This is a genomic window from Kitasatospora sp. NPDC059722 (assembly GCF_042733235.1).
Taxonomy (GTDB): domain Bacteria; phylum Actinomycetota; class Actinomycetes; order Streptomycetales; family Streptomycetaceae; genus Kitasatospora.
The window spans coordinates 5201-29073 of sequence record NZ_JBHWGD010000028.1; the positions used below are offsets into that span (position 1 = coordinate 5201).

Annotated in this window: 28 protein-coding genes and 1 pseudogene; 7 read left to right on the forward strand and 22 right to left on the reverse strand. The window is 74.3% G+C overall.

The window, feature by feature from the left end; translation table 11 throughout:
* Positions 1-97: 97 nt before the first annotated feature.
* Positions 98-457, reverse strand: coding sequence for a hypothetical protein (locus tag ACFV4F_RS19380; protein WP_380448071.1), 360 nt, complete (start codon positions 455-457; stop codon positions 98-100).
* A gap of 303 nt (positions 458-760) precedes the next feature.
* On the opposite strand from ACFV4F_RS19380, the gene ACFV4F_RS19385 reads away from it, so the two are divergent.
* Both ACFV4F_RS19385 and ACFV4F_RS19390 read left to right on the forward strand, forming a co-directional pair.
* On the forward strand, positions 761-1765 hold the full coding sequence (locus tag ACFV4F_RS19385; RefSeq protein WP_380503948.1) for an ArsR/SmtB family transcription factor: 1005 nt from the start codon (positions 761-763) through the stop codon (positions 1763-1765).
* Positions 1766-1814: 49 nt separating this feature from the next.
* On the forward strand, positions 1815-1991 hold the full coding sequence (locus tag ACFV4F_RS19390) for a hypothetical protein (RefSeq protein WP_380448067.1): 177 nt from the start codon (positions 1815-1817) through the stop codon (positions 1989-1991).
* A gap of 22 nt (positions 1992-2013) precedes the next feature.
* Here the strand turns inward: ACFV4F_RS19390 and ACFV4F_RS19395 are convergent, their stop codons facing one another.
* A complete protein-coding gene (locus tag ACFV4F_RS19395) occupies positions 2014-2772 on the reverse strand; it encodes a hypothetical protein (protein WP_380503951.1) in 759 nt (252 codons plus the stop codon).
* A gap of 105 nt (positions 2773-2877) precedes the next feature.
* Here ACFV4F_RS19395 and ACFV4F_RS19400 point away from each other — a divergent pair, with 105 nt between their 5' ends.
* Positions 2878-3249, forward strand: coding sequence for a hypothetical protein (locus tag ACFV4F_RS19400; RefSeq protein WP_380503954.1), 372 nt, complete (start codon positions 2878-2880; stop codon positions 3247-3249).
* Between the two features lie 21 nt (positions 3250-3270).
* Here ACFV4F_RS19400 and thpR read toward each other — a convergent pair whose 3' ends face one another.
* Positions 3271-3888 carry an RNA 2',3'-cyclic phosphodiesterase gene (gene thpR, locus ACFV4F_RS19405; protein ID WP_380503957.1) on the reverse strand — a complete coding sequence of 206 codons (618 nt, stop codon included), beginning with the start codon at positions 3886-3888 and terminating at the stop codon, positions 3271-3273.
* Positions 3889-4036: 148 nt separating this feature from the next.
* On the opposite strand from thpR, the gene ACFV4F_RS19410 reads away from it, so the two are divergent.
* Complete coding sequence (locus ACFV4F_RS19410) at positions 4037-4534, forward strand: phosphoribosyltransferase (protein ID WP_380503960.1); 498 nt, start codon at positions 4037-4039, stop codon at positions 4532-4534.
* A gap of 35 nt (positions 4535-4569) precedes the next feature.
* On the opposite strand, the gene ACFV4F_RS19415 is transcribed toward ACFV4F_RS19410, so the two are convergent.
* Both ACFV4F_RS19415 and ACFV4F_RS19420 read right to left on the reverse strand, forming a co-directional pair.
* Positions 4570-5787 carry a hypothetical protein gene (locus ACFV4F_RS19415; RefSeq protein WP_380503963.1) on the reverse strand — a complete coding sequence of 406 codons (1218 nt, stop codon included), beginning with the start codon at positions 5785-5787 and terminating at the stop codon, positions 4570-4572.
* A gap of 261 nt (positions 5788-6048) precedes the next feature.
* The gene (locus tag ACFV4F_RS19420; RefSeq protein ID WP_380448055.1) at positions 6049-7128 is read right to left on the reverse strand and encodes a terpene synthase family protein; all 1080 of its coding nucleotides are present in this window, start codon (positions 7126-7128) and stop codon (positions 6049-6051) included.
* A 619-nt stretch (positions 7129-7747) separates the two neighbouring features.
* On the opposite strand from ACFV4F_RS19420, the pseudogene ACFV4F_RS19425 reads away from it, so the two are divergent.
* Positions 7748-8866: pseudogene (locus tag ACFV4F_RS19425) on the forward strand (FAD-dependent oxidoreductase); the annotation flags it as partial.
* A 7-nt stretch (positions 8867-8873) separates the two neighbouring features.
* Here ACFV4F_RS19425 and ACFV4F_RS19430 read toward each other — a convergent pair.
* The gene (locus ACFV4F_RS19430) at positions 8874-9446 is read right to left on the reverse strand and encodes a transglutaminase family protein (RefSeq protein WP_380495989.1); all 573 of its coding nucleotides are present in this window, start codon (positions 9444-9446) and stop codon (positions 8874-8876) included.
* A gap of 158 nt (positions 9447-9604) precedes the next feature.
* Between ACFV4F_RS19430 and ACFV4F_RS19435 the strand changes: the two genes are divergently transcribed.
* Positions 9605-10033, forward strand: a complete 429-nt coding sequence (locus ACFV4F_RS19435) for a DUF3052 family protein (protein WP_380503966.1) — start codon at positions 9605-9607, stop codon at positions 10031-10033.
* A gap of 145 nt (positions 10034-10178) precedes the next feature.
* On the opposite strand, the gene ACFV4F_RS19440 is transcribed toward ACFV4F_RS19435, so the two are convergent.
* From ACFV4F_RS19440 to ACFV4F_RS19505, 14 genes are all read right to left on the reverse strand, one after another.
* The gene (locus ACFV4F_RS19440; RefSeq protein ID WP_380503969.1) at positions 10179-10877 is read right to left on the reverse strand and encodes a DUF4232 domain-containing protein; all 699 of its coding nucleotides are present in this window, start codon (positions 10875-10877) and stop codon (positions 10179-10181) included.
* 354 nt (positions 10878-11231) lie between these two features.
* The gene (locus tag ACFV4F_RS19445) at positions 11232-12515 is read right to left on the reverse strand and encodes an MFS transporter (protein WP_380503972.1); all 1284 of its coding nucleotides are present in this window, start codon (positions 12513-12515) and stop codon (positions 11232-11234) included.
* Between the two features lie 34 nt (positions 12516-12549).
* Positions 12550-13599 (reverse strand): polysaccharide deacetylase family protein, encoded by a 1050-nt coding sequence (locus ACFV4F_RS19450; protein ID WP_380503975.1) that lies wholly within the window; start codon positions 13597-13599, stop codon positions 12550-12552.
* Entirely contained in the window at positions 13596-14969 is a 1374-nt protein-coding gene (locus tag ACFV4F_RS19455) for a condensation domain-containing protein (RefSeq protein WP_380503978.1), read from the reverse strand. Before ACFV4F_RS19455 ends, ACFV4F_RS19450 begins: the two co-directional genes overlap by 4 nt.
* Before the next feature lie 96 nt (positions 14970-15065).
* A complete protein-coding gene (locus ACFV4F_RS19460) occupies positions 15066-15875 on the reverse strand; it encodes a hypothetical protein (RefSeq protein ID WP_380503980.1) in 810 nt (269 codons plus the stop codon).
* Positions 15872-16138: an acyl carrier protein gene (locus ACFV4F_RS19465; protein ID WP_359970354.1), complete on the reverse strand. Its 267-nt coding sequence runs from the start codon at positions 16136-16138 to the stop codon at positions 15872-15874. The genes ACFV4F_RS19460 and ACFV4F_RS19465 overlap by 4 nt, the downstream gene beginning before the upstream one ends.
* On the reverse strand, positions 16135-17112 hold the full coding sequence (locus ACFV4F_RS19470) for a 3-oxoacyl-[acyl-carrier-protein] synthase III C-terminal domain-containing protein (protein ID WP_380442742.1): 978 nt from the start codon (positions 17110-17112) through the stop codon (positions 16135-16137). The genes ACFV4F_RS19465 and ACFV4F_RS19470 overlap by 4 nt, the downstream gene beginning before the upstream one ends.
* Complete coding sequence (locus ACFV4F_RS19475; RefSeq protein ID WP_380503982.1) at positions 17112-17936, reverse strand: class I SAM-dependent methyltransferase; 825 nt, start codon at positions 17934-17936, stop codon at positions 17112-17114. The genes ACFV4F_RS19470 and ACFV4F_RS19475 overlap by 1 nt, the downstream gene beginning before the upstream one ends.
* 19 nt (positions 17937-17955) lie before the next feature.
* Complete coding sequence (locus ACFV4F_RS19480) at positions 17956-18207, reverse strand: acyl carrier protein (RefSeq protein WP_380442747.1); 252 nt, start codon at positions 18205-18207, stop codon at positions 17956-17958.
* Between the two features lie 40 nt (positions 18208-18247).
* The gene (locus ACFV4F_RS19485) at positions 18248-18619 is read right to left on the reverse strand and encodes a holo-ACP synthase (protein WP_380442749.1); all 372 of its coding nucleotides are present in this window, start codon (positions 18617-18619) and stop codon (positions 18248-18250) included.
* Entirely contained in the window at positions 18616-18762 is a 147-nt protein-coding gene (locus ACFV4F_RS19490) for a hypothetical protein (protein ID WP_380442751.1), read from the reverse strand. Before ACFV4F_RS19490 ends, ACFV4F_RS19485 begins: the two co-directional genes overlap by 4 nt.
* Positions 18763-18954: 192 nt before the next feature.
* Positions 18955-19587, reverse strand: a complete 633-nt coding sequence (locus ACFV4F_RS19495; RefSeq protein ID WP_380503985.1) for a pyridoxamine 5'-phosphate oxidase family protein — start codon at positions 19585-19587, stop codon at positions 18955-18957.
* 339 nt (positions 19588-19926) lie between these two features.
* Positions 19927-21048 (reverse strand): nucleotide disphospho-sugar-binding domain-containing protein, encoded by a 1122-nt coding sequence (locus tag ACFV4F_RS19500; protein WP_380442755.1) that lies wholly within the window; start codon positions 21046-21048, stop codon positions 19927-19929.
* Between the two features lie 261 nt (positions 21049-21309).
* Entirely contained in the window at positions 21310-21951 is a 642-nt protein-coding gene (locus ACFV4F_RS19505) for an alpha/beta fold hydrolase (RefSeq protein WP_380504039.1), read from the reverse strand.
* On the opposite strand from ACFV4F_RS19505, the gene ACFV4F_RS19510 reads away from it, so the two are divergent.
* Complete coding sequence (locus ACFV4F_RS19510) at positions 21918-22490, forward strand: hypothetical protein (RefSeq protein ID WP_380442757.1); 573 nt, start codon at positions 21918-21920, stop codon at positions 22488-22490. The two genes, ACFV4F_RS19505 and ACFV4F_RS19510, sit on opposite strands and share 34 nt — an antisense overlap.
* Before the next feature lie 459 nt (positions 22491-22949).
* On the opposite strand, the gene ACFV4F_RS19515 is transcribed toward ACFV4F_RS19510, so the two are convergent.
* Complete coding sequence (locus tag ACFV4F_RS19515) at positions 22950-23582, reverse strand: response regulator (protein WP_380442759.1); 633 nt, start codon at positions 23580-23582, stop codon at positions 22950-22952.
* Positions 23579-23873, reverse strand: a 295-nt coding sequence (locus ACFV4F_RS19520; protein ID WP_380503988.1) for an ATP-binding protein, incomplete at its 5' end; no start/stop codon positions are given. The genes ACFV4F_RS19515 and ACFV4F_RS19520, both read right to left, overlap by 4 nt.

Here is a 23873-nt window from a genome sequence, read left to right on the forward strand (position 1 = left end):
GGGACGGCCACGTTCCGGGTCGCGGCACTGGTTCCCGTTCTGGTCCCGTCATGGCCCCTTCCCCCGGGAGGGGCCAGGACGGGACCGGCGGCGTCCGTCAGTACGACTGGCTGGTGGCGCAGCGGCCGGTGGATCCGTTGCACACGACGACGTACGAGGTGATACCGGCGTCCAGGAAGGGGTCGGTCCAGACCCTGGGACCGTAGGTCCCCTTGTCCTGACCGTTGCCGTTCGACTGCCTGAGGGCCACGGTGCAGTAGTCGCCCATGGTGGAGGCCACGTAGCCCCGCACCCAGTCGTGCCCGTTGGAGAACGTGTCGACCATGCCCCCGGCACAACCGGGGACGTTGGCCGAGAAGGTGGCGTCGGCCGACGCCATCCCGGTGCTGAGGCTCAGGCCGACGGTCGCAACGGCGGCGACGGCGGCGAGGCGGGTGGCGGTGCGCTTCCTGATCATCGGTTTCCATACCTCCTGGTGTTCGGTGGCTGACTGCCTCGACCCACCGTGCCCGCGGGCTCCGTCCGGAGGCCGGTTTCCCGGACAAGTCCGTACGACTGCCTGCGAGTTCCGGAGGTCGGGTCGTTCTTCGAGGGCCGTGTGTGTCGTGGGTGGACCCCCCGGGGAGTGGTGCGGTCGTGCCGCCCGTTCCCGGTTCAAGGGAACCGGCTGACGGGGCTGCCCTTCGAGTGATTCGATGACGTTCGAAGACTCATGACGCCGGCCGTTCGGGCGGCCGACGGCCGAACCTCGGGGGGTGTCGTGCTCTGTCTCGACATGGACCGCGCCGTCCTCGCGAACACCCGGTTCGCGATCTCGCCGCTCAGCACCGCGGTCGGTGCGCTCGGTCTCCTGCGTGGCAACGAGCGGCCGGGCGGCGGCGGTTGGCGGGGCAGGGTCCAGGAGGCCGTCCGCGAGCGCAGGCTCGTTCTGCTGAGCGCGCTGTTCGGCGGTTCGTGGGACTACGTGCCGGACTTCCTGACCCCGCAGCCGCAGACCCCGGAGGCCCCGGTGCAGGAGGAACTGCACGCGGTGGCCACCACGGGCTCCGCCCGTCTGCGCTGGGAGCTGCGGATCATGGCCCAGGGGGTCCGTGCGGAGCGTCTGGCGGGCCGGGTGGTCCCCGTGGTCCTGCGCGAGGCCCTGGAGCGGGGCGAGCGGGACTTCGCCGAGCTGGTGGCAGCCGAGCTGGAACGGCTGTGGGACTCGGCCCTCGCCCCGCACTGGCCGGCCCTGCGCAGCCGCATGGAGGAGGACATCACCCACCGGGCGCGGACCACCGCCCGCCACGGCCTGGCCGGCATGCTGGCCACCCTGCATCCCCGGGTGCACTGGAACGACGACCGGCTGAACCTGGTCGGCCGCTTCCAGGCCCGGATCCCCGGCAGCACCGGCCTGGTCCTGACCCCCTCGGTGTTCCCCGCCGGCCTGCGCGTGGTCGTCGACTCGGTGCCCTCGCCCGCCGACCGCGAGCCGATGCTCGCCTACCCCTCCCGGCCCGGGCCCGCCACCGGCCCGGGGCGCACGGTCCCCGCCCTGCTCGGGGCGACCCGCGCCCGCCTGCTGTCCGACCTGCACGCCGCCCGCACCACGGCGGAGTTGAGCGAGCGGCACTTCCTCGCCACCAGCACGGTCTCCTACCACCTCGGCATCCTGCACCGCACCGGACTGATCACCCGCACCCGCACCGGAGCACACGTCCTGTACCAGCGGACCCACCGGGCCACCGACCTGCTGGCCGACCCCGGCCCCGCTGAGGCAAGCTGATCGGGCACGGCCCACCGCCCTGCTCCCGCTGCGTCCCGTTGGAGGCCCGATGCCCGAGCTCCCCCCGCCCCGCCGCGTCACCCTCCGTCTGCCCGCCGACCTCGCGGACTGGCTCCACGGTTTCGCCGAGATCTCCCACCGGTCCGTCGACGACGTGGTCCGGCCGCTCATCGAGGCGGAACGGGCCCGCGTCACCGCGAACTGGGACCGGCCGGAGCCGGAGTAGAACCGGGAGCGGGGCCGGGCTGTTACTGCAGGATGCCGACCGCGCGGGCCACCACCAGGACCACCGTGATCAGGGAGACCGCCGACTGCGTCATCATCAGCAGTTTCGCCCAGACCGACAGCGGCATGGTGTCCGTCGGGCTGAAGGCGCAGGCGTTGGTGAACGCCACGTACAGGTAGTCCGGGTAGGAGGGCTCCCAGCCCGGCTCCGCGATGCCCTCCTGCTGCATCTGCGGGAAGAGGAAGTCCGGGTAGGCCTTCACCCCCTGGGCGCGGGCCGCCGGGCCGCCCCGGTCCCACTCCCAGTACCAGAGCGAGAAGGCGATGATGTTGGTCGCCCACACCGCGCCGCCGGTGCCGAGCAGCGCCAGCGCGCCCGGCGAGGCGGAGGTGTGGATCAGGTCGCGCACCAGCTTCACCGCCGACCAGCCGTTGGCCAGGCTGATCACCGCCACCATGGCCAGGCTCATCAGCCGCAGCAGCCGCGACGTCTGGTCGATGCGCTTGTGCGGGTTGAGGACCGCCAGGGCCACCAGCAGCGCCAGCTCCAGGGCTGGCAGCATCCAGTGCGGGTGGATGGTCAGGCGGGTCGGCAGGGCCAGCTGCAGGCCCACGGCGACCAGGATGGCCAGCGAGACCGCCCACCGCTGCTCACCGAGAGTGACCGAACGCCACGCCGGGCGCTCCGGCTTCTCGGGCTCCAGGAGCCGTTCGATCCGCTCCAGCCTGCGGTGCAGTGCCTCGGAAAGCTGCGCCGGGGCATGGGGTTCATGGTCACTCATGGCGCACAGTGTGGCAGGCGTCCACTCGCGCGATCGCGGGGGTACCGGGTGCGGGGACGATAATGACCGGGCTGCTGGAGAGTCGATGGAGAGGCAGAGAAGCGGATGACCCTGGTGGAAGGCCTGCGCGTCAGGTTGGCCGAGGACCTCGCCCTCGGTGAGGCGGTCGCCGGAGAGGCCGGGGCCGTCGTCGGGTTCCTCTCGCTGGGGGCGGGGATCGAGGGCACCGTCGAGCGGGTGGACGAACTCCCCGAGAGCCACGAGGTCCGCGAGTACCTGCGTCTCAAGGCGCTGTTCGAGGACTACGGGCACACCATGCCGGCGGCCAGCCGGGAGCGGCTGGAGGCCGGGATCGCCGTGCTGGAGCCGCAGTGGGCCGCCCACCGGGAACGGGGGAAGCAGGTGACGGTCCGGGTCCGGCTGGACAACGGCCTCGTCCTCGACGGGGCGCACCAGGACGTCCTGACCCCGCTGTAAGAGGGGGCGTTCGCCGGTCGGCTACGGCCCGGCGGGGGCGCCGTCGCCGCCGGTGCGGGCCGCGGTGCCGAACGGCCAGGCCTCGATGTCGCGGTAGCGGATCGGGCCGGGGCCGCGGCCGGTGTTGCTGCCGACCAGGTGGAGGCGCTCGGCCTGCCAGGGCCGGCCCGCGAATCCGTCGAGGCCGGCCGCGGCCCGGGGCACGCTGGTGGGATCGTCGCGGCGCGCGCGTGCCAGGGTCAGGTGGGGGCGCAGCGGGCGGCTGCGGAAGGCGATGCCGCAGGAGGCGATCAGGTCGCGGACGTCGGCGGCGAGCTGGTGCAGTCCTTCCAGGTCGCCGTCGATGCCGCTCCACAGCAGCCGCTCGTCGAAGTGGCCGCCGCCGTGCAGGGCCAGTTGCAGGGCGGGATGGAAGGCGGCCCGGCCGGCGAGTACGGACTGCAGCAACGGTACTGTGGTGGAGGGGAGTTCGCCGAGGAAGGCCAGGGTGATGTGCCAGTCCTCGATCCGGTTCCAGCGTAGCCGCGGGTACATGGCGTAGGCGGGCTGCAGGGCCCGGGCCAGTTCGTCCTTGGCGTCGTCGGGCGGGGCCAGCGCGATGAAGACGCGCAGGGTCGAGGGCTCGGGGGGAACGTCCACGAGGGATTTCTAGCATCCCGTCGGCGGCGGACGGCGGGGCGGGTCCGGGGTCCGGAGGCCGGGGTCCAGGGGCCGGGGCCGCCCCGCCGGTGCTCCCCCGGCGTGCCGGTGCTCGCCACCCGGGCGGCGGGCGGGGAGACTGGGCGCTGTGACCGACGTGCGCGAGACCTTGACTTACGAGATGTTCGGGCGGGCGGTGCGCGAGCTGGCGCACACGATCGCCGCCGACGGGTACGAGCCCGACCTCGTCCTGAGCATCGCCCGTGGCGGCGTGTTCGTGGCGGGCGGTCTGGCGTACGCGCTGGACTGCAAGAACATCCACCTGGTGAACGTCGAGTTCTACACGGGCGTGGGCACCACCCTGGAGATGCCCGTCATGCTGGCGCCGGTGCCCGCGGCGATCGACTTCACCAACAAGAAGGTGCTGATCGCCGACGACGTCGCCGACACGGGCAAGACGCTGAAGCTGGTACACGACTTCTGCCTCGGCCACGTCGCCGAGGTGCGGTCCGCCGTGATCTACGAGAAGTCGCACTCGCTCGTGAAGTGCGAGTATGTGTGGAAGAAGACCGACGACTGGATCGAGTTCCCCTGGTCGACGGAAGGGCCGGTCGTCAAGCGCGCCGGCCAGGTGCTCGACGCCTGACCTGGACGAGGGCGCGGTGGCGCCCCGGGGGAAGATCAGCGCAGTTCGACGGTGATGCCCACCCGCGCGAGCAGTCGGAGGACGTCGTCGACGTACGGCGTCTCGCCCTCCGTGTCCACGGTCACCTCGGCGAGCGCGTGCCGGGCGACCTCGGCGTCGTGCCAGACCAGGGTGAACGGCGCGGGCGGCAGGTCCCCGCCGCACGGGCAGCCGCGCAGCACGTGCCAGCACTGGGCGTAGTGGCCGCCGGGGCCGGCGACCGCCTCGCCGATCGCGCACACCAGTCCCGGCACGTCGGTCACGTGCCGCCCGTCGAGGTGCCGTACGGGGCCCGTCGGGGGCCGGCCGGCTTCCTGACGGCCGGCGTCCTGACGGGCGGCGGCGAAGGCGGCCCACTCCTTCCGGCCCTCGGACGGGAACGCGGCCCAGGTGCCGGCCTCGGCCGGCGGCCCCTCGAACCAGGCGTCCCACACCGGCCGGGCCGCCGGCACGGGCCGGACGGCGGGGCCCTCGGCCAGCCACAGGTCCAGCAGGGTCCCGCCGAGCACGGACGGGCGGGAGGCGATGACGTTGAGCGGCATGTGCTCCTGGTGGCGCATCACCCGGCCGGTCCGGTCCACGGCGAGCAGTGTCACCCGGTCGCCGTCGCCCCGCGGGCGCACCAGCCGGCGCAGCAGCCTCTCGCCGGGCTCGCAGCCGATGAGCCGCATCGGCGGGGACGCGGGCACGCCGCGATAGAGGCCTTCGACGCGGTGGCACGCGCCGAGCCCGCCTCCGCCCGGTCCGTTGAACAGCCGCCATTCGGCGTCCGCGGGCTCGTCGCGCCATCCGGGGCCGTCGACCCCGGCCTCGACGACCAGGTCGAACAGGGACGTGCCGAGGCCGGAGGGCGCGCACCCGGTCAGGACGGGGGCGAGCAGCTCCCAGTGGTCGTCGCGGTAGCCGCCGTACGGGTCCTTCTCAGGGTCCGTCCCGGGCGCGGTGAAGTCCACGATGAGGCCGAGGGCCCCGAGGTCGACGGGTCCGCCGGGCCGGTGCCGGGCGTGCTCGGCCGCCTTGAGCAGGCGGCCGGTCGGGGCGCAGCCCACGAGCGTCAGCCGCTTGCGGTGCGGGGCCGGTTCGACGAAGAAGCCGTCGGCCTCGGCGCAGCGCGCCCACACGGTCGGCTCGCCGTCCCACTCCTCTTCGGCCAGGACGTACTTGAGCGGCCGGTCGCGTTCCCAGGTCCAGGTGCTCTCCAGGGCCGGCATCACGACCTCTGCCTCCCGTGTGTGTTGTGCCTGCTCACCGCCCCGTAGCCTGCCACTCCCCGGGCCGGGCGCGGACGGCGGGGCTCCTGGTTGCCCTGCCTGTGACGGGCTCGGTGCCGTCAACGGCGGTGGCACCGGCCCGGGGACGGGCGCGGTGCCACCGGCTGCGGTCGGCTCCTGGGGGGGCGGGTTGCCGGGATCTGCCCGGGGGCCGGGTCGACTTGAGCCATCAGCCCTGCAGAACGCCGGTCGGCGCCCGGGGATTCAGCGGGCCGGGGCGGCGCTCGTCCGGGTCCGCCGGGAGCGCGGGCCCACGGCCTTCCACGTGCGGACGGCGGGGGTGATCAGGACGTCGCGCAGGGCGCGGCGCGCCGGTTGCGGGGTGCCGGGCAGCACCGGGTACCGGGCGCTGGTGCCGGTCCATGTGGTGAGGGCGGCGAGGAACTGGTCCAGGAGCAGGGCGAAGCGGTGGGTGTCCAGGACCTGGTCCACCGGGGGGCCGGCGGCGGCGTCGGCCGCGGGGGGCGGTCCGGCGTGGAAGCCGCGCCGCACCGCCGAGTGGAGCCAGCAGAAGCGCCGTTCTTCCGCGTCCAGCCGCTCGCTCACGTCCTGGCGGGCCTGCGCCGCGGACAGGCCGCCGTCGGCCATCCGGGCGGCGATGGCGTTGAAGGTCTCGTCCTTGCCGCCGTCGGCCGCGAGGTCGTTCGTGAGGATCCCGCAGGTCGAGAAGGCGTCCAGGAGGTCCTGCACCATGGGGTCGCCCCAGTGCGGCGTGATGCACTGGTCGGCGAGTTCGCACCACATCGCGGCCAGCAGCATGCCGCCGTCGGCCGGACGGAGCATCAGGTACTCGCGCAGCGTGGGCGTTCGTCCCGGCTGCACGTAGTGCACCAGTTTGTCGCGTGCGGCGACGATCCAGGCGGCCAGCTGCTCGCGGTAGCGCTGCCACCAGAAGTCGGGCATCATCGCGCGGCTCTCCCGGACCAGCTCCGCCAGCGCGTGGACCGCGGGATGGTCGTCGGGTGCGGGCCGGTCGCTCTCGGCGCAGACGCACAGCAGCGACCGGGTCAGCCTCCCGACCGCGTCCAGCGGGGCGCCGCGGAGGTCTCCGTCCAGCAGGTCGTCGGTTGTCCACGTCCACAGGGCCCAGCGGGCGGCCAGGCGCAGCGGGGCGCCCCCAGCGGTCGGCCACGCCTTGAGGCACAGGTCCACGTATCCGTGCGAGAGGTAGGCCTCCGGCGCCGGGTGCAGGCCGTACCGTTTCAGGAATTCGAGAGCGTCAACGCTCAGGTCGGCGCGTTCGGCTTCCCTGGGCTGCGGAATGAGGCGGACAAGGTCGCTCACCGGTCGGCTCCTCGTGCGAAGGACCCGAGCCGGCCGACGTCTTCGGCGGCCGGCTCGGCGGCGCGAGCTGTCTCACGCGCTGCACGACCAACGACCGTCCGGGCGAGCCGATGCGTTTCCGTGCCACACCCGCGAGCCGTGCGGCCGAGGTTTGAGGGTTGTGTGTGGCACATGTGTGGTCGGCGGGGTGGCCGGGGCCTCTCGTGCTGACGGACCGTCAAGAGGGCGCAGCAGTGGGGTGCTGGGACAAGGTCGGGTACGGACGGCAGGTGGCCGGGCGCACGTGCCGGATGCGGGCGCGTGCGGCGGGGTGGCCGGAGCGGCGGGCGCCGGCGGTGGCACGGGCCGGCCCGGGGACGTGTTCGGGCGCACGGTTGGCGTAGTCGGCGGCCGGGTCGTCCTCCGGAGGAAGAGGGCGCGTACCGGCGGCCGTGCGCCCCGCTTTTCGGGGGTGGTCCGGGCGGCGTCGGGTGGTGTGCGGACAGTCGCATGCCGGTGGCCCGCCGGTCGTCCGGCAGGGTCCGACGGCCGGATGACGGCGGTATGACGGCGGCGCCTGACAGCGTCCGGGGAGGCCGGCCGGAACCGATCGGGCGGCCCGATCCCGAAGGAGTCACCCATGCGCACACCCGTCACGATCGTCGGCGCCGGGCTCGGCGGCCTCACCTTGGCCCGGGTCCTGCACCTGCACGGCATCCCGGTCGCGGTCCACGAGGCCGATCCCTCCCCGTCGGCGCGCACGCAGGGCGGGCTGCTCGACATCCACGACTACAACGGGCAACTCGCCGTGGCGGCGGCCGGGCTGACGGAGGAGTTCCGCGCCATCGTGCTGGAGGGGCGCCAGGCGATGCGGGTGCTGGACCGCGACGGGACCGTCCTGTTCGAGCAGGCCGACGACGGCACGGGCGGGCGTCCCGAGGTGCAGCGCGGCGACCTGCGGCGGATCCTGCTCGACTCGCTGCCCGCCGGCACCGTGCGGTGGGGGCGCAAGGCGACCGCCGTCCGCCCCCTGGGCGGCGGCCGGCACGAGGTGGCGTTCTCCGACGGCTCCGGAGTCGTCGCGGACCTGCTGGTCGGCGCCGACGGCGCGTGGTCGCGCGTGCGGCCGCTGCTCTCGGCCGCCCGGCCCGGGTACGCCGGCAAGTCGGTCGTCGAGACGTACCTGGCCGACGCGCGCACCCGGTTCCCGGCCACCGCGCGGGCGGTCGGCGGCGGCTCGATGATCGCGGCGTCGTCGCCGGACCGGGAGATCTTCGCGCACCGGGAGAGCGGCGACACCCTGCACGCCTACATCGGGATCACCGAGCCGCTGGACTGGTTCGCGGGCCTCGACGTCACCGACGCGGCCGCGGTCACCGCGCGCATCGCGCGGGAGTTCGCCGACTGGGCGCCGGAGCTCCTCGCGCTGATCACCGAGGCGGACTCCGCACCGGTCCTGCGCCACCTCCACGCCCTCCCGGCCGAGCACCGGTGGGAGCGGGTGCCCGGGGTGACCCTGCTCGGCGACGCCGCCCACCTCCAGGCCCCGAACGGCGAGGGCGCCAACCTGGCCATGCTCGACGGCGCCGAGCTCGGCCTGGCCCTCGCCGCGCACCCCGGCGACGTGGAGGCGGCGCTCGCCGCGTACGAGCGGGACATGTTCCCCCGCAGTGCGGAGGCCGCCGAGTTGTTCCCGGAGGGCGGCTCCGGGGACGACGCGGTCCATCCCGTGATCGGGCTCCTCACCGGGCACGGCGGTCGTCCGCTCAGTCCGGGAGTTCGCCCGGGAGATAGCCGTATCCGGACTCGCCCGGCACCGCCCGGGCGAGCGCCCGGAGCAGCGGGGCGGGCGGGGCGGCGAAGACGCCGGGGTAGTCGCGCTCGCCCAGCTCCGGGCGGACCGGCCAGGCCAGCCGTTCCGTCTCCAGGTCGTACCGCGCGTCCACGCCCTCGCGGTTGCCCCGGGCGTCCAGGCGCGACCAGCGGCCGTCCAGGTGCACGGCGTTGAGGCCGTGCAGCACGAAGCCGCCCTCGCCGTCCTCCAGGCGCTGGTAGCACAGGCCGGCCGGCACACCCTGGGCCCGCAGGAGTGCGGCCAGCAGGTGGGACTTGCCGTGGCAGATCGCGTTGCGCGCGGCCAGCACCTCAGAGGCGCGGAACGCCCCGCTGTACGCGCCCGCGTCGGCGGAGTGCCACACCCGGTCGCGCACGTGGTGGAAGGCCGCCTCGGGTGTGGCCAGCTCGGCGGCCAGGCGCCGCAGTTCGGGGTGCTGGTGGTCGATCACCTCGTCCGCCGCGAGGTAGGCGGCGAGGTCGTCGGTCTCCGGTTGAAGGATCATGGTGTCCACGGTGTCGCGCGCACCGCCGGCCGCGGGCGCAATTCCACTCCCTGGACAGTGGGCTTCCCGGGGCCCGCACACCCGGGGTGTCCTACGCGTCTGGTTGGCTGCTCGTCGGCGGGGCGGTCGGCGCCCCGGGGCGGGAAGGAACACCACGCATGGCGGCGTCGGAGGAGAAGGAGGAGCTCGGCGACCGCGCCCTGCGGCTCGGGTTCGAGCACGGCATGGTCGTCCGGGAGGAAGGCTACGGCGACGACATCGACCTGGGCCTGCACGACAGCGTCGACTCGGTCGCCGGGCAGGGCCTCCTCGACCTGGACCTGGAGGGCGTGGTGGACGCCGTGCTCCTGTGGTTCCGCGCCGAGGACGGCGAGCTCACCGACCTGCTCGCCTACGCGCTCGACGAGGTGGGAGGGGTCGAGGGGCGCGGCCTGATCTGGCTGCTGATCCCCGCGTCCGGCCGGGAGGGCCACGTCGGGCCGGACGTCGTACGGGACGCCGCCCGGGCCGCGGGCCTTCCCGCCGCGAGGCCCGCCGACGTCGCCGAGGGCTGGGACGGCTTCCGCTTCACCCTCGGCGGGCGCTGACCGCGCCCGGCGCGGGCCGAGCGGCTCCACGACCTCGACGGGCGGGTGTTCACCCGGGGCTGACGGGGTGCGCCGCAGCGCCGACGGGGTGCGCGGGTGCGGGACCAGGCCGGCGGGTCGCGGCCTGGTTCGCGCTCGGTGTGCGTCAGGAGGGGCTGGTGGCCAGCAGGGCGGTGGTGGTCACCTTGTTGTCGCACTCGGCGAACAGGCCGTCGTCCAGGGCCACTTGGTGTGCTCCCGCGCCGCCCGGCAGGCCCAGCACGAGGGTGGGGTAGGCGACCGGTGTGGCGCCCGAGACGCAGTAGCCGTCGGCCTCGCCCTGGACCTGGACGAAGGTGAGCTTCACCCAGGCCTTGCCGCCCGGGGCCAGCTTGACGGGCGCGGCGGAGCCGGTGCGGGTCACGGCGAGCGGGGCGTTGTGGTCCGGCGAGCCGTTGGCCGCGCCGGCCACCGTCGGGAAGCCCTCCAGCGTGCACGGGTGCGCGGAGCCATTGGTGAAGGCGACGATCGCCGCTCCGATGCCCGTGCCGTTGGGACGCTGCTTCGCCTGGTGGGCGTCCACCTTCAGGTCGCCTGGCGTGCAGGTCGGCGCCGCCGCGCCGGACGGCGTGGACGACGCGGCGACCGTGACGGGGGCGGCGGAGGGCGTGGCGCCCTTGACCGGGGCCGCGGGCGTGGTGCTCGGCGCGGTCGGGGCGGTCGCCGCCGACGACGGGGCCGCGGTGGTGGCGGGCTGGTCGTCCCCCGGTCCGCAGGCCGTGATCACCAGGGCTGCCGCGGCGGCCGAGACCACGGCAACCGCGGGTCTGAGGGCCTTCTTCGCGTACTGCGTGTTCTGCTGCATGTCTCCCCCGAAGGATCGAGTGGTACCGGTCCAGTACCGGCACCTGCCCCGTACACACCGCCGTTGCGCCGTCGGTTCCTCAGGCGGGCGGCTGTGACAGGACGGTGACGAGACCTTTTTCCGCCCTTGGCCGACCGGCAGCAACGGTACTCGGGGCGGGACGCGAAAGAGGCCCGGCACCCTGGTGGGTGCCGGACCTCGTCCGGTGATGGAGCGCCAGGCCCGGGTCGCACGGACTCTTCCTACTGAAAGTAGGACGTGCTCTGGTAGCACCGCTGACGCCTGTTCGGGAGATCGTTTCCTCCCGACGGGAAGAACAGTAGCAGGTCAGCGGCCGTGCGGGTGACGGGGTGGTCAGGCTTGGGCGGGGACTCGCCGCAGGCTGCGGATGGGGCGGGTGAGGAGGAGGGCGGCGGCGGTGCAGAGGGCCACCACGACGCCGACCTGGAGGACCCGGTCGGTGCCGAAGGCGCCGACGGCGGGGCCGGCGAGGGCGCTGCCGATGGGATACATGCCGACGGAGCCGGCGACTTCGTAGGCGTGGACGCGGTTGAGGACCTCGCCGGGGACCTGGGTCTGGACGCTGGTGGCCCACATGACGCCCCACACGCCGATGCCGACGCCGACCGCGAACTGGGCGGCGGCGAGCAGCCAGACGGACCAGTCCAGGACGATGCCGAGCGGGTAGAGCGGGTAGGCGAGCATCGCCACCGCACCGGCGGCCAGGGGGCGTTCGGGCTTGTAGCGGATCGCGAGCAGGCCGCCCGCCACGGTGCCCGCGCCGAGGGCGCAGTTGATCAGGCCGAAGGCGGTGGCGCCGTGCTCGGGGACGATGACGCCGGCGGCGACCGACAGCTGCGGACCCCAGGAGAGCACCGCGAAGACCATCCAGATGACGATGACGCCCCACAGCCAGCTGCGGGAGCGGAACTCCCGCCAGCCGACGGCCAGGTTGTGCCACAGGCTCTCGCCGGCCGGCGGGGCGGGCACCACGCCGAGGCGCAGGGTGAGCAGACAGACCGCGCTGGTCCCGTAGGCGAGGGCGGAGATCACCATCACCCAGCCGGTGGCGCCGAGGCCGACCATGGCGCCGGCCAGGGCCGGGCCACCGAGGCCGGTGAGGGCCTCGGAGGTGCGCAGGACGCCGTTGGCGCCCTGGACGTCGCGGGAGACGAGGGGGACGGTCGAGGAGGCGCCGGGCTGGAACATGGCGTTGGCCGTGCCGGCCACCACGAGCAGGGTGTACAGCTGCCACAGGTGGTCGATGCCGTGGATGAACAGGAACGCGAGCAGCACGTGGGCGACGAGGTTCGTCAGGTCGGCGGCGATCATCATGCGGCGGGCGGTGAAGCGGTCCGCGAGGACGCCGCCGAACAGCACCAGGCCGGCGAACGGGCCCACCAGGAAGGCCATCGAGTAGCCGGCGGCGTTCAGGCCGTAGCCGCCGCTGAGCAGGCCGGCCGAGACGGCGACCGGGAGCATCGCCCAGCTGAGCAGGCCCGCGCTGCGGGCGGTGAAGTAGTAGCGGAAGTTACGGGACCAGATCGCCGGTTCGGTGCTCGCCGGCGCCTCGGCGGGCCGGTCCTCCACCCGCGCGGACGCGGCCGCGGGGGCGTGCTCGGTCAAGCGTTCTTCCATGACTGTTCAGTCCTCCGCTGGTGGATCGTGGTGTTCAGGGTCGGGTGACGGGCGGCGGGTCGAGCTCCCCGACGGTGACCGGTTCCAGGCCGCGGTCGAGCAGGCCCTCGACGATCGACGGGAGGGCCTGGACGGTCTGGCCGCGGTCGCCGGCGCCCTCGTGCATCAGCACCACCGATCCGGGGCCGGCGGACTCCAGGACGGTCGCCGCGATGCGCTCCGGCCCCGGCCGCGTCCAGTCGCGGGAGTCCACGTCGAACATGGTCAGGGTGGCCGGGTGGTCCTCCAGGACGGCCGGCACCTCGGGGCTCAGCGCGCCGTACGGCGGGCGGAACCGGGTCGGGGCCGTGCCGGTGGCCCGGGCCACCGCCTCCGCCGTGCGGTCGAGCTGCTCGCGCAACTGATCGGCCGTCAGATCGGCCAGGAAGGGGTGGGACCAGGAGTGGTTGCCCACCTCGTGGCCGGCGTCGGCGATCCGGCGCACCTCGTCGGGCAGCGCCGCGGCGTGGTGGCCGACGCAGAAGAACGTCGCCCGCACCCCGTAGCGGTCCAGGATCTCCAGCACCCGCCGGGTGTGCACCGGATCGGGGCCGTCGTCGAAGGTGAGCGCGACCCGCGGGGCGTCCCGCGGACCGTGCTCGAACCAGCGGCCGGCGGCCACCAGGGCGGCCCGGGTCGGCTCGCTGCGCCGGACGACCTCGTGGAACTCGTCGGCCCGGCCGGTCAGGCTGCCGCCCTCGGCGGTCACCCGTGCCAGCGTGCCGGGCGCGGTCCTGGCCTGCTCCGCCAGGCGTGCGGCCGGGACGGAGCCGAACCGCGGCCGGGGCGGCAGTACCCAGGGGTCCGCGCGGTACACCTCCAGGCCGGCCGCCGTCATCGGGCCGTCGAGCAGTCCGTTGGTGCTGTCGAGCACCACGGCCACCGGTTCGTCGTCCGAGCTCAAATCCCGTATCAGGGAGATGAGTCCGGTGACGGCCGCAGCTCCCCAGCGGCTCGGCTCGGCCGCCCTGCGGCCGGCGCCGTCGACGACCTCGACCTCGTAGCCCGCGCCCGTCCAGGCGATTCCCGCGTAGCGCGCGCTCACTCGTCCCCCAGCGCGAGCGCCTCGGCGACGATCAACTGCTCGACGCCCCGCAGGAACTGCTCCATCCCGGCGCGGCCGAGCACCGCCGGGTCGGCCGTCATCGCGAGGTCCAGGGCGCCCGGGGCGGTCAGCACGTCCACCGCCATCGAGACGTTCACCCGGGCCGGGAAGTCCGTCGGCCAGCTCAGCTCGGTGCGGCCGGCCAGCTCGCCCAGTGCGTCCTCCGGCCGCTCGACGGTGTCGAACGGCCCGCTGCCCGGGTCCCGGGTGTCGTTCCACCAGTACGAGTGGTCGGCCGCCTCCCCCCGTTCGACCAGCCGTGCCACCTCCCGCTCCAGCGCCCACTTGTCGTACGCGGCGTGCCGGAACGCGCCGAACGAGACGGACCGCGTCCGCCGTACCGCGTCCACGAAGTCCCGGCCCGCGTCCGGGAGCCGGAACAGCGCCTCCTGCGCCACCGTGCTGACCGCCGCGGTGGCGGCCGGCTGGAAGCGGTTGCCCACGACCACCTGGAACAGCACGTCGTCGCTGCCGGACATCCGGGCCAGCTGGTGCGAGGCCGCGCCCAGCAGCACCGCGGCGTCACTCACCTCCAGGTGCTCGGCCACCCGCTCGACGGCGACGGCCAGCGCGGGCGAGCGCAGCAGCGCGTTGGGGAACAGCCGGTCCGGATCGGCGGCGAGCTCCGGCGCGGCGGGCTCCCGGAAGATCCGCCGGGGGCCGGCGGCCAGTTGCTCGCACCAGTAGCGGCGGGCGGCCTCGTCCCGGCGGCGGCCGAGCGGCGAGGCCTGGACCGCCGCGGCGTCCAGCGGCTGGAGGGCGGGGCGGGACCGGCGCAGCGACTCGGCCGACTCGCCCGCCTCGATCGACCGGAGGTCGCGCAGCAGCCGGACGAGGCCCCAGTAGTCCATGCCGGCGTGCGAACCGGTCAGGACCAGCCGGTGGACCAGCCCCTCGCACTCGACGAGGCCGACCCTCAGCGGCCATTCCCGGGTGTGGTCGAAGGGGCGTCCGGCCAGCTCCTTGCGCAGCGCGGCACCGGCCTCCGGCGCCTCGGCCGCGGCGCACCGCCGGACCTCGACGGGGAGTTCGCCGCTGCCGTCCACGACCTGTTCCAGCCCGTCCTCACCGGCCGGCAGCAGCCTGGTGTGCAGGCTGTCGTGGAGGTGGAGCAGCTCCGTCAGGTCCGCGAGGACGCGGGCGGCGGGGCGGGGCGGGGTGACGGGGAGCTCGGTGGGCAGGTTGTACCGGGGGGCGTCGTCGCCGAGCCGGGTGACGACCCCCCAGATCGCCCGCTGCCCCCAGGTGGCCGGGCCCGTCCCGGCTCGTGCGGAATCCAGCCTGATGCTCTGCTCGTTGACCGTGGTCATCCTGTTCCTGCCGTCCCTTCGGTTGCCTCGTCCGTTGTCTGCCGGAGCCGGGCCCTCCACGGGTGGCGGCGCCGGGCGGGTGCGGGTGGACCCGGGTCACTCCTCGCCGTCGGCGAACACGGCCAGGTGGGTGCGGCCGGTGCGGGGGTCGGTGTCGCAGAGGACGACGCGGCGGTGGGCGTGCTGCCAGTCCTGCCAGTGGCGCGCGAGTTCGAGCCAGACGCCGGTGCAGTAGCTGCCGGGTTCGGCGCGGTGGACGGCGGGGTGGTCGGGGATGTTGTTGGTGACGTGGGGGCCGAGGACGAGGAGGGTGCCGTCCGCGTCCGGACCGTCGAGTCGGGCGGCCAGGGCCGGGCCGGCGTGGTCGGCGGAGTGGGCGCCGGCGAACCGCGGGCCGGGGCCGGCGTCCGCGCGGAGGACCAGGAGCGCGGCGGAGTCGACCAGCGGCGTCAGGGGGTACGGCGTGGGCAGGGTGGTCTGTTCGAGGACGGCGACGGCGACCTCGGCGGCCCGGCCGGCCTCCTGGTAGGCGGCGGCGATGCGCAGGGCCGTGAAGGGCGCGGCGAGGCCCTGTTCGGTGAGGGCGAAGTTGGTGGCCCGGCCGCCGAGCCGGGCGGTGAGGTAGGGGGCGGTGGCGGTGAAGGGGGCGAGGTCGGGCAGGGCGTGGGCGACGATCGCGAGGTCGGGCCGGGCGGCCGCGACGGCCTCGTCGGCGGCCAGGAGGAGGTCGACGAGGTCCCGGTGGTGGAGGTGGGCGCCGCCGCGGTAGAGGTCCTGGTCGGGTTTCTGCCCGAAGGGGGCGAGGAGGTCGGTGAAGTAGGCGAGCAGGGCGGGGTCGTCCTCGCCCGGGCCGGGGCCGGCCGGGGCGCGTACGGCGGTGGCTGCGCGCAGGGCCAGCGCGGTCATGAGGTCCCCTCTTCCCGCCGCAGCGCGGCCTCGACGTAGTCGGCGAACGAGCGCATGGTGCGCAGGTGGTCGATGTCGAGGTCGTCCGGGTCCACCGCGATCCCGGTGGCCTCCTCGACGGTCATCAGCAGCCCGAGGACGGACGAGGAGTCGAGCCGCAGGTCGTCGAAGAGCGCGGTGTCCTCGGTCAGCCCGGTGATCGGTCGCTCCAGGACCTCGCTCAGCGCCTTCTCGATGGTGATCAGCACGTCCTGACGGTTCACCGGCTGCCTCCCGGGGTGCGGTGGGTGATGACCATGGCGCCGAAGGTGGCGCCGAGGCCGACGGAGACCAGGAGGTAGTGCGCGCCGTCGGTGAGCCGGCCGGTGTCGCGCAGGGTGGTGTAGTTGAGGAAGACGTCGGCGGCGAAGGTGTGGCTGTAGACGGGGACGTTGTCGAGGAAGACCTTGTCCTGGTCGATGCCGAGTTCCTTGACGGTCTGGCGCCAGGCGAGCTTGTTGACGTTGTGGGGGATGACGAGGTCGACGTCGTCGAAGGTCAACCCGGCTTCCGCCAGCGCCTGGTGGATGACCTCGGCGATCCTGGCGGCGTACTGCTCGCCGTACTCGGTGCTCTGCTCGGGGGTGAGCTCCAGCCAGCGGGCGTACTCGCCGAGGGTGCGGGTGGTGAAGGAGCGGACGATGTCGCCGTCGCCGTCCAGGGTGAGCAGGCAGGAGGCCGCGGCGTCGGCCATGATCGCCGTGTTGGGGACCAGTTGCACGATGGGGGAGTAGGCCTGCTCACCGGTGACCATGAGGGCGTGGGCGCCTTCGCGGCCTTCGGCGCGCAGCAGGTTGCCGAGGATCTCGATCGCGCCGAGGCTGCTGACGCAGGCCTGGTGGCTCAGTCCGAAGGCCTCGGCGCCGGTGAGTCCGAGGTCGTCGCGCACGACCTGGGCCATGTCGGTGTCGGCCGGGGCGACGGCCTGGGTGACGTGGGCGTAGGCGAGGTAGTCGACGTGTCCGTCGTCGGGCAGGGCGGCCAGCGCCGCGCGCGCCGCCGGCCGCAACAGGTCCAGCAGCGGCAGCTGCGGGTCGTACCGCAGCCGGTCGAGACCGTAGAACTTGCGGAACACCCCCAGATCACCGCGGCGCAGACCGAGGTGCTCCCCGAGCTCCTCGATCCGCACGCTGCGCTCGGGCGCGTACGACTCGATCCGTTCCAGCGTGATCCGGCGCTCCGCCGTCCGCTCGCTCATCACGCGGCCGCGATCTCGGCGCGGACGAGCCACAGCCGGTTGGCGCCGCGGCGGTCGCGCGGCTGGACGTCGTAGGGCCAGCGGCCCTCGCCGGCGCCGGGCTGGCCGGGCTCGCTGACGTCGACGGCCTTCCAGCCGTTGGCGGTCAGGAACTCCTCGGGCTCGTCGGTCCCGAAGACCCACGGGGTGCCGTCGGCGGCCAGGGCGTCGAGGAAGGTCTTGGCGAACGGGCTGCGCAGCTGGGCCCGGCCGAGCATGTCGAACGCGAGGCGGCTGCCGGGGGCGGAGGCCGAGGCGAGCAGGGTGAGCAGGCCGGAGACCTGGTCCTCGGTGAGGAAGAAGGTCAGCCCCTCGGCGATCCACAGGGTGGGGCGGGTGCGGTCGAAGCCGGCGGCTTCGAGGGTGGGCAGCCAGTCCTGGGTGAGGTCGGCGGAGACCTCGCGGCGGTCGGTGCGGGGTTCGGCGCCGAGGGCGTCGAGGCGGCGGCGCTTCTCCGTGATGAGGGGGCCGTGGTCGACCTCGTAGAGCTCGGTGCCGTCGGGCCAGTCGAGGCGGAAGGCGCGGGTGTCCATGCCGGCGGCGATGAGGACGACCTGCCGGATGCCGCCCTCGGCGAGGATGTCGCGGATGGCGTCGTCCAGGTAGCGGGTCCTGATCGAGATGAACGGCAGGACACCGCCTCCGACATAACGCTCGATCAGTTCGAAGCCCTTGGGGGCGGCGAGGTCGCGGGCGAGGGGGTCGGTGAAGAGGGCGTCCTCGCGTTCGGACTCCTGGGCGCGGGCGGCGGCCATCCACTGGGCGGTGTAGGAAACGGCGTGCATGGGTGGTCCCTCCTCGGGCTCAGGCGAAGAACGCCTTCTGGATGGTGGCGAGGGACTGGAAGTCCTCGATGTCGATGGTGTCGAAGTCGATCTCGATGCCGGCCGCGTCCTCGATGGTGTAGACGAGCTCGACGAAGGCGAGCGAGTCGACCAGGCGGCTCTCGATGATGTTGACGTCGGGGGCGAGTTCGGTGCGGCCGGGGTGGCGGCCGAGGATCCAGTCGCGGACCTTGTCGATGCCGGTGGCGGTGCCGGTGCCGGTGGCGCTCATGGCGGTTCCCTTCGAAGGGCGCGGACGGTGGTGGGCCCGCTCAGGGAGCGGTGGTGGCCGCGACGGCGATGGCGAAGCCGCCGTCGTGGCTGATGCTGATGTCGATCGGGCCGAGCCCGGCGTCGGCGGCGAGTTCGGCGGCCGAGCCGGCCAGCCGGACCTCGGGGCGGCCGCCGGGGCCGCGCAGGATCTCGATGCCCTGCCAGGGCACGGGCCGGCCGACGGTGCCGAACAGCTTGAAGACGGCCTCCTTGGCGGCCAGCCGTCCGGCGATCCCGGACGGGTCGGGCGCGCCGTCCGGGGTCCGGGAGGCGGTCAGCTCGTCGGTGGAGAGGAACCGCCTGAGCACCGGCAGGAGTTCGTGGATCCGGGTGAGCGGCACGAGGTCGACGCCGATGCGGGGCCGGTTCACGACGGATCGGCGGCGCCGGCGGTGGCCCTGGCGGCGTCGCGGACGGGTCCGGGGGTGGCGAGGGCGGGTTGCCCGTCGTGGCCGGTGAGGCGGTCCGTGATTTCCTGGAGCCGGCCGTTCCGGTCGATCACATCGCTGACCATGGGCGATGTCTCCGTTCGCCTCGGTGTTCTTGGACGATTCGAGGCTAGGGATTGGTGCAGACCTTTCTCAACGCCCGGAACCGGCTGCCGAATTAGGTCAGCGGACAGCCGGGTGCGTCACCGGAACACCGGGCACCCGGGGCCGCTCCCCTGGGGACGCCCCCGGGGCCGCTCCCTGGGGCCGCTCCCGTCCTACTGCGGCTTTCCCGCGGCGAGCTCGGCGCGCAGGGCGGCGTTCTCCTGCTCCAGCTGCGCGAGGCGCTTGTGGACCGGCGCCAGGGCGTCGGAGACCTCGCGCTGACTGAACCGGGGCGTGATGTGGTTGGGGCAGTTCCAGGCGAACGCCTCGACCCGGATGGTGACGACGTGTTCGACCGCGCCCTCGGTGCGCGGCTCGCTCAGGCGCTCGACGAGCCCGGGGTCGTCGCCGATCGGCACGGCGGCGGCGCGGCCGAACAGCTTGAGGCGTGCCCGGCGCGCGTGGTCGATGAAGAAGAGCGCGACCCGGTCGTCGCCCCGCAGGTTGCCGGTGGTGATGTACTGCCGGTTGCCCCGGACGCTGAGGTAGCCGAGCGTGTGCTCGTCCAGCACGTGCACGAACCCGGTCGGGCCGCCCCGGAACTGGATGTACGGCCAGCCGGTCTGGCCCACGCTGGCGAACAGGAAGCCGTCGAGGCTGCGGATGAACGAGGCCTCGGAGCCGGTGAGCGGCTCGGCCTCCTCGGCCGGGCGCCGCAGCCGGCGGTCGGCGGCGGTGGCGCTGCCCATCTCCTCCTGGACCTGGCGCACCGCCTCGGTGTACGCGAGCTGGTCGAACCGGCTCATGCGACGCTCCTCTGGTGGGTCGGCACGGGGAACGGCCTTGCGGTTCGACCACCGTACGGACCTCGCCTGGGCGCACTCCTCCAGCCCGGCCAGAGGAGCGGGAGCCCCCGGGCGTCCGGCCGCCGCCGACCGCACCGCTGCCCACCTGCGCTTGCGCCGGGCACCGCCCACGGGACCGTCGCGACCGGCAGAACCGGTAACACTGCCGGAGCAGTTGTCCGGAGCGCACGGCGTGCCGGCAGGAGCGGCGTCCGTCGGGCGGGGCGGCGGCGCGTGCCCGCGCCGCAACGCGGAAAGCCGCAGGCCGGGTGGCCTGCGGCTGCCGGGTGCCGGGGCGGTTCAGCGGGCGGCGGCCAGGGCCTCCAGGGTGGGGACCATGGCGGCGGGGGTGGGGAGGGCGTCGTTCTCGGCGCGGACGCGGGCGGCGGCGGCGCGGAGGTCGGTGTCGGTCAGGAGGCGGTTCAGGACGTCGGTGTCGACGGTCTCCGAGGTGGAGCGCAGAGCGATGCCGGCGGCGACGAGCGCGTCGGCGACCATGAAGTTGTCGGCGCCCTGGGGGAGCAGCAGCTGAGGGACACCGGCCGAGAGGGTGGTGCCCGTGGTGCCCGCGCCGCCGTGCTGGATCACGCCGTCGCAGTGGCGGACCAGGTCGGCGAGCGGCACCCAGGGCAGGGCGCGGACGTTGCCGGGCAGGGTGCCGAGCGGGGCGATGTCGGCGCCGTCGACGGCGAGCAGGAAGTCGGCGTCGACCGCGGAGGCCGCCTCGATCAGGCGGGAGACGGCGCTGACGCCGTCCATCTGGGTGACCACGGTGCCCAGGGTGATCAGGACCCGCGGACGCTCGGCCGGGGCCAGGAACTCGCCCGGGACGAGGCCGCCGCCGTTGTACGGCACGTAGCGCATCCGCAGGCCGTCCGGGTCGCCGCCGAGCGGGCCGATGCTGAGCGAGGTGGGCGTGGCGGGACCGGCCACGCCGTGCTTCTCGTAGAGGTCGGTGAAGTGGCCGGCGAGGCGCTCGACCATGTCGCGGCCGGTCGGGATGCCGTAGTTGTGCAGGACCGACGGGATCCCGAGCTTGGCCGCCACCAGCGGGGCCGCGGGCTGGAACGCGGCGTGCACGAGCAGGTCGGCGCCCCAGTCGGAGGCGACGTCGAGGAGGCCGTCGACGGTGGGACGGGCGACGTAGGCGAAGGCGCGGGCGGCCATGTCCAGGATCCCGTCCTGGTCGAGGCCGTGGCCGCTGTAGCTGAGCTGGCCGTCGTTGGCCTCGGAGAACAGGTCGCGCATGTCGCGGCCGTCGCCGATCTCGGCGAGCGGGAAGCCGGCGCTGCGGATCTGGTCCAGCGGCCGGGAGACGGCGAACAGGATGTCGTGCCCGGCGGCGCGCAGGGCCTGGGCGGTGGGCACCATCGGGAAGAGGTGGCCGGCCGCGGCCGGGCCGGTGAGGAGTATGCGCATCATCGTCTCCTTGCATGACGTGTCGCGCTCTCGTGCGGAGCGGCGACGGACAAGCCCATCTCCTCTCGCGAGCTGATGTCGAGTCAATTCGGATTTCGGTGCCGTGTGCGGGAATCGGACGTTCTGCCGTGGCTCTTGCCAGGCGGGCCGCGGTGTGCTCTCTCCGGCGCGGGGCGGGTCGGTCGCCGGTCGGGCCCGCTCGGTCCGGGTCGGTCGCCGGTCGGGCGTGCCGGTTCCGCGGGGGCAGCCGGTCGGGATTCCCGCTCAGCCGTCGAGGAAGTCGCGGACGGTCCTGGTGTACGCCTCGGTCTCCTCGGCCAGGACGATGTGCCCGGTGTCGAACTCGGCGTACGCGCTGCCGGGGAGGGCGGCGTGCAGCCGGCGGGTGTTCTCCACCGGCACGGTGGCGTCCTGGGTGCAGCCGATGACCAGAGCCGGTGCCTGGACCCGGGGGAGCAGCGGGCCGAGGTCCAGCGCGAGGTCGAGGGCGATGTGCCGCAACGTGCCCGAAGTCGGCTGCATGTAGGCGGTGTTGGCCTCGACGGCAGCTCGGCCGATCCGGTTGAGGAAGCCCCGGCTGAAGGCGGTGAGGGTGGCGTAGCGGCCGAAGGCGACGGGGTCGGCGGCGAGCGACAGCCAGGTGGCGAAGGACAGGCGCAGGTACTCGTCCTGCTCGCTGCTGATCCACCCGGCGGTGGCGACCAGCCGGCGGACCTGATCCGGGCGCAGTGCGGCGGCCGCGGTGGCGACGACGGCGCCGAGCGAGAAGCCGCCGACGTCGGCGGTGCCGGAACCGATCGCGTACGCGCGCCGTCGAAGGAGAGACGGAATCCCTGCCCGGGTTGAACACCGGGAGGAGTACGGAGAACCCAGTGCTGCCAGGTCGTGCCGACCTGAACCTCGGATGCCCGGTGGGCCGCCCCTGCTTCGGGCCGGAGGAGCCGGCCGCCTGGCCGCTGGGGGAGGCGACGGTCGATCAACTCGTCGCCGCCGCGAGATGCGAGACGCTGCTCCAGGACACGCTCGACGCGATCCGGCCGATGCCCGTCTGGCAGAGCGCGCCGCCCCGGTCCGGCGTCCGGCTGCCGCCGCCCCGGTCCGGCGACGGTCCGCACTGGTACGTCACGCGCGGACGGGACGTCCTCACCATCGTGTCGGAGGCGCGGCGCGCGGTGCTGGCCGGCGTGGTCGAGGGCCACTGGCGGCGGCGCGGCTGGACGATCACCGCGCTGGGCGTCGGCCGGGAGCTGCCGCGGGTGGCCGCGACGACCCGGGACGGCTATCAACTGGTGCTGGAGTTCGGCGACTTGGGCGAGGCCGGGCTGATCGCGAGCTCACCGGGGGCGGACCGTCCGGAGCACCCGTCGCGCACGCAGGCCGCGGGTGGGTGCGGCCGCGCGCCGCTGCCGTACGTCTGCTGTTCCCACTGGAGCGCGATGGCGTGACGCGGGGTCCCGCGTCGGGCGGGGCCTCGGTGTGCAGATCGGTGCGCAGATCAGTGGGCAGAGGAGGCGCGGAGCGAGCCCCCCCGGACACGCTCCGCGCCACCCTCGTCGCGCGGCTTCGGCACTGCCGCTCCCCCCGACCCCCCGGCCGCTCGCCGGCCCCCCTGGCGGTGCCCTCCGGCGAGGGCGGTCCGCACGGACCCCGGCGAGCCCCTTCCCCCAGGGAGGTCGTTGGACCCAAGCTAACAAACCGCGTGGTTGGTTTGTCAATAGCGGGATCCACGAAACATCCACAATCGTGACAGGGTCGTGGACGCCGCGCCACCAGGTATTTGTGGGCGCATCAGGGCGCGCGACGGTCCGTCGGGGGCGCGTGCGGGGTGCGGGGGAGAGCGTGCGCCGGTCTGGAATCCGACATTCCGAGCACTTCGACAGTACGGAGCGGCACCGGACGAGCGCTCAGCGCAGCAGCCTGCGCTCCTTGGCGACGGCCACCGCGCCGGACCGGGTGTCGACGCCGAGCTTGTCGTAGATGCGGCCCAGGTGGGTCTTCACGGTGGCCTCGCTGATGAACAGCGCGCGGGCGATCTCCCGGTTGCCGAGCCCCTGCGCCAACTGCTCCAGGATGTCCTGCTCGCGCTCGGTCAGCTGCGGCGCGGGCGCCCGCATCTGCGCCATCACCCGGGTCGCCACCGGCGGCGACAGCACCGTCCTCCCCCGCGCGGCGGCGTGGACGGCGGCGAACAGCTCCTCCGGCCGTTCGGCCTTCAGCAGGTAGCCGGTGGCCCCGGCGGCGATCGCGCGGCTGATGTCGGCGTCCGTGTCGTACGTGGTCAGCACCAGCACGTGCGGACCGCCGGGCGCGGCGGTGATCCGGCGGGTGGCCTCCACGCCGTCGATGCCGTCCCCGAGCTGGAGGTCCATCAGCACGACCTGCGGCGCCAGCCGGTCGGCCAGCGCGACCGCCTCCTCCCCGGTGCTCGCCTCGCCGACCACCTCGAAGTCGCCCGCGCTCGCGAGCAGCGCGAGCAGGCCGGCCCGGACCACCGCGTGGTCGTCGCAGACCAGCAGCCGGACGGGAGTCGTGGTCATGGCTGCTGCTCCAGGGGGATCGAGGCGGAGACGACGGTGCCCTCGCCGGGGGCGCTCTCGACCGTCAGCGTGCCACCGAGCTGCCGCAGCCGCGCGCGCATCGCCGGCAGCCCGTACCCGCGGCCGGCCCCGCCCGCCGGTCCTTCGCCGGCGTCGTCGGGGCCCCCGCCGCGGGCGAGGCCCCCGCCCTCGGGGGCGGGGGGCCCCGCCGCGCGGGGGCCCGGGGTGGGCACCGGGAGAGCCCCCCGCGGCGCCCCGGCGGGCGCCCCGGGAGCGGGAGGGAGGGCCGGG

Coding starts and splice junctions, on each gene's coding strand:
- ACFV4F_RS19490 (WP_380442751.1), bottom strand. CDS start 18,762: ATGGTCAGCGATGTGATCGACCGGAACGGCCGGCTCCAGGAAATCACG.
- ACFV4F_RS19430 (WP_380495989.1), bottom strand. CDS start 9,446: ATGATCCTTCAACCGGAGACCGACGACCTCGCCGCCTACCTCGCGGCG.
- ACFV4F_RS19495 (WP_380503985.1), bottom strand. CDS start 19,587: ATGAGCCGGTTCGACCAGCTCGCGTACACCGAGGCGGTGCGCCAGGTC.
- ACFV4F_RS19435 (WP_380503966.1), top strand. CDS start 9,605: ATGGCGGCGTCGGAGGAGAAGGAGGAGCTCGGCGACCGCGCCCTGCGG.
- ACFV4F_RS19500 (WP_380442755.1), bottom strand. CDS start 21,048: ATGATGCGCATACTCCTCACCGGCCCGGCCGCGGCCGGCCACCTCTTC.
- ACFV4F_RS19400 (WP_380503954.1), top strand. CDS start 2,878: ATGACCCTGGTGGAAGGCCTGCGCGTCAGGTTGGCCGAGGACCTCGCC.
- ACFV4F_RS19475 (WP_380503982.1), bottom strand. CDS start 17,936: ATGCACGCCGTTTCCTACACCGCCCAGTGGATGGCCGCCGCCCGCGCC.
- ACFV4F_RS19380 (WP_380448071.1), bottom strand. CDS start 457: ATGATCAGGAAGCGCACCGCCACCCGCCTCGCCGCCGTCGCCGCCGTT.
- ACFV4F_RS19445 (WP_380503972.1), bottom strand. CDS start 12,515: ATGGAAGAACGCTTGACCGAGCACGCCCCCGCGGCCGCGTCCGCGCGG.
- ACFV4F_RS19455 (WP_380503978.1), bottom strand. CDS start 14,969: ATGACCACGGTCAACGAGCAGAGCATCAGGCTGGATTCCGCACGAGCC.
- ACFV4F_RS19480 (WP_380442747.1), bottom strand. CDS start 18,207: ATGAGCGCCACCGGCACCGGCACCGCCACCGGCATCGACAAGGTCCGC.
- ACFV4F_RS19515 (WP_380442759.1), bottom strand. CDS start 23,582: ATGACCACGACTCCCGTCCGGCTGCTGGTCTGCGACGACCACGCGGTG.
- ACFV4F_RS19390 (WP_380448067.1), top strand. CDS start 1,815: ATGCCCGAGCTCCCCCCGCCCCGCCGCGTCACCCTCCGTCTGCCCGCC.
- ACFV4F_RS19440 (WP_380503969.1), bottom strand. CDS start 10,877: ATGCAGCAGAACACGCAGTACGCGAAGAAGGCCCTCAGACCCGCGGTT.
- ACFV4F_RS19395 (WP_380503951.1), bottom strand. CDS start 2,772: ATGAGTGACCATGAACCCCATGCCCCGGCGCAGCTTTCCGAGGCACTG.
- ACFV4F_RS19460 (WP_380503980.1), bottom strand. CDS start 15,875: ATGACCGCGCTGGCCCTGCGCGCAGCCACCGCCGTACGCGCCCCGGCC.
- ACFV4F_RS19470 (WP_380442742.1), bottom strand. CDS start 17,112: ATGAGCGAGCGGACGGCGGAGCGCCGGATCACGCTGGAACGGATCGAG.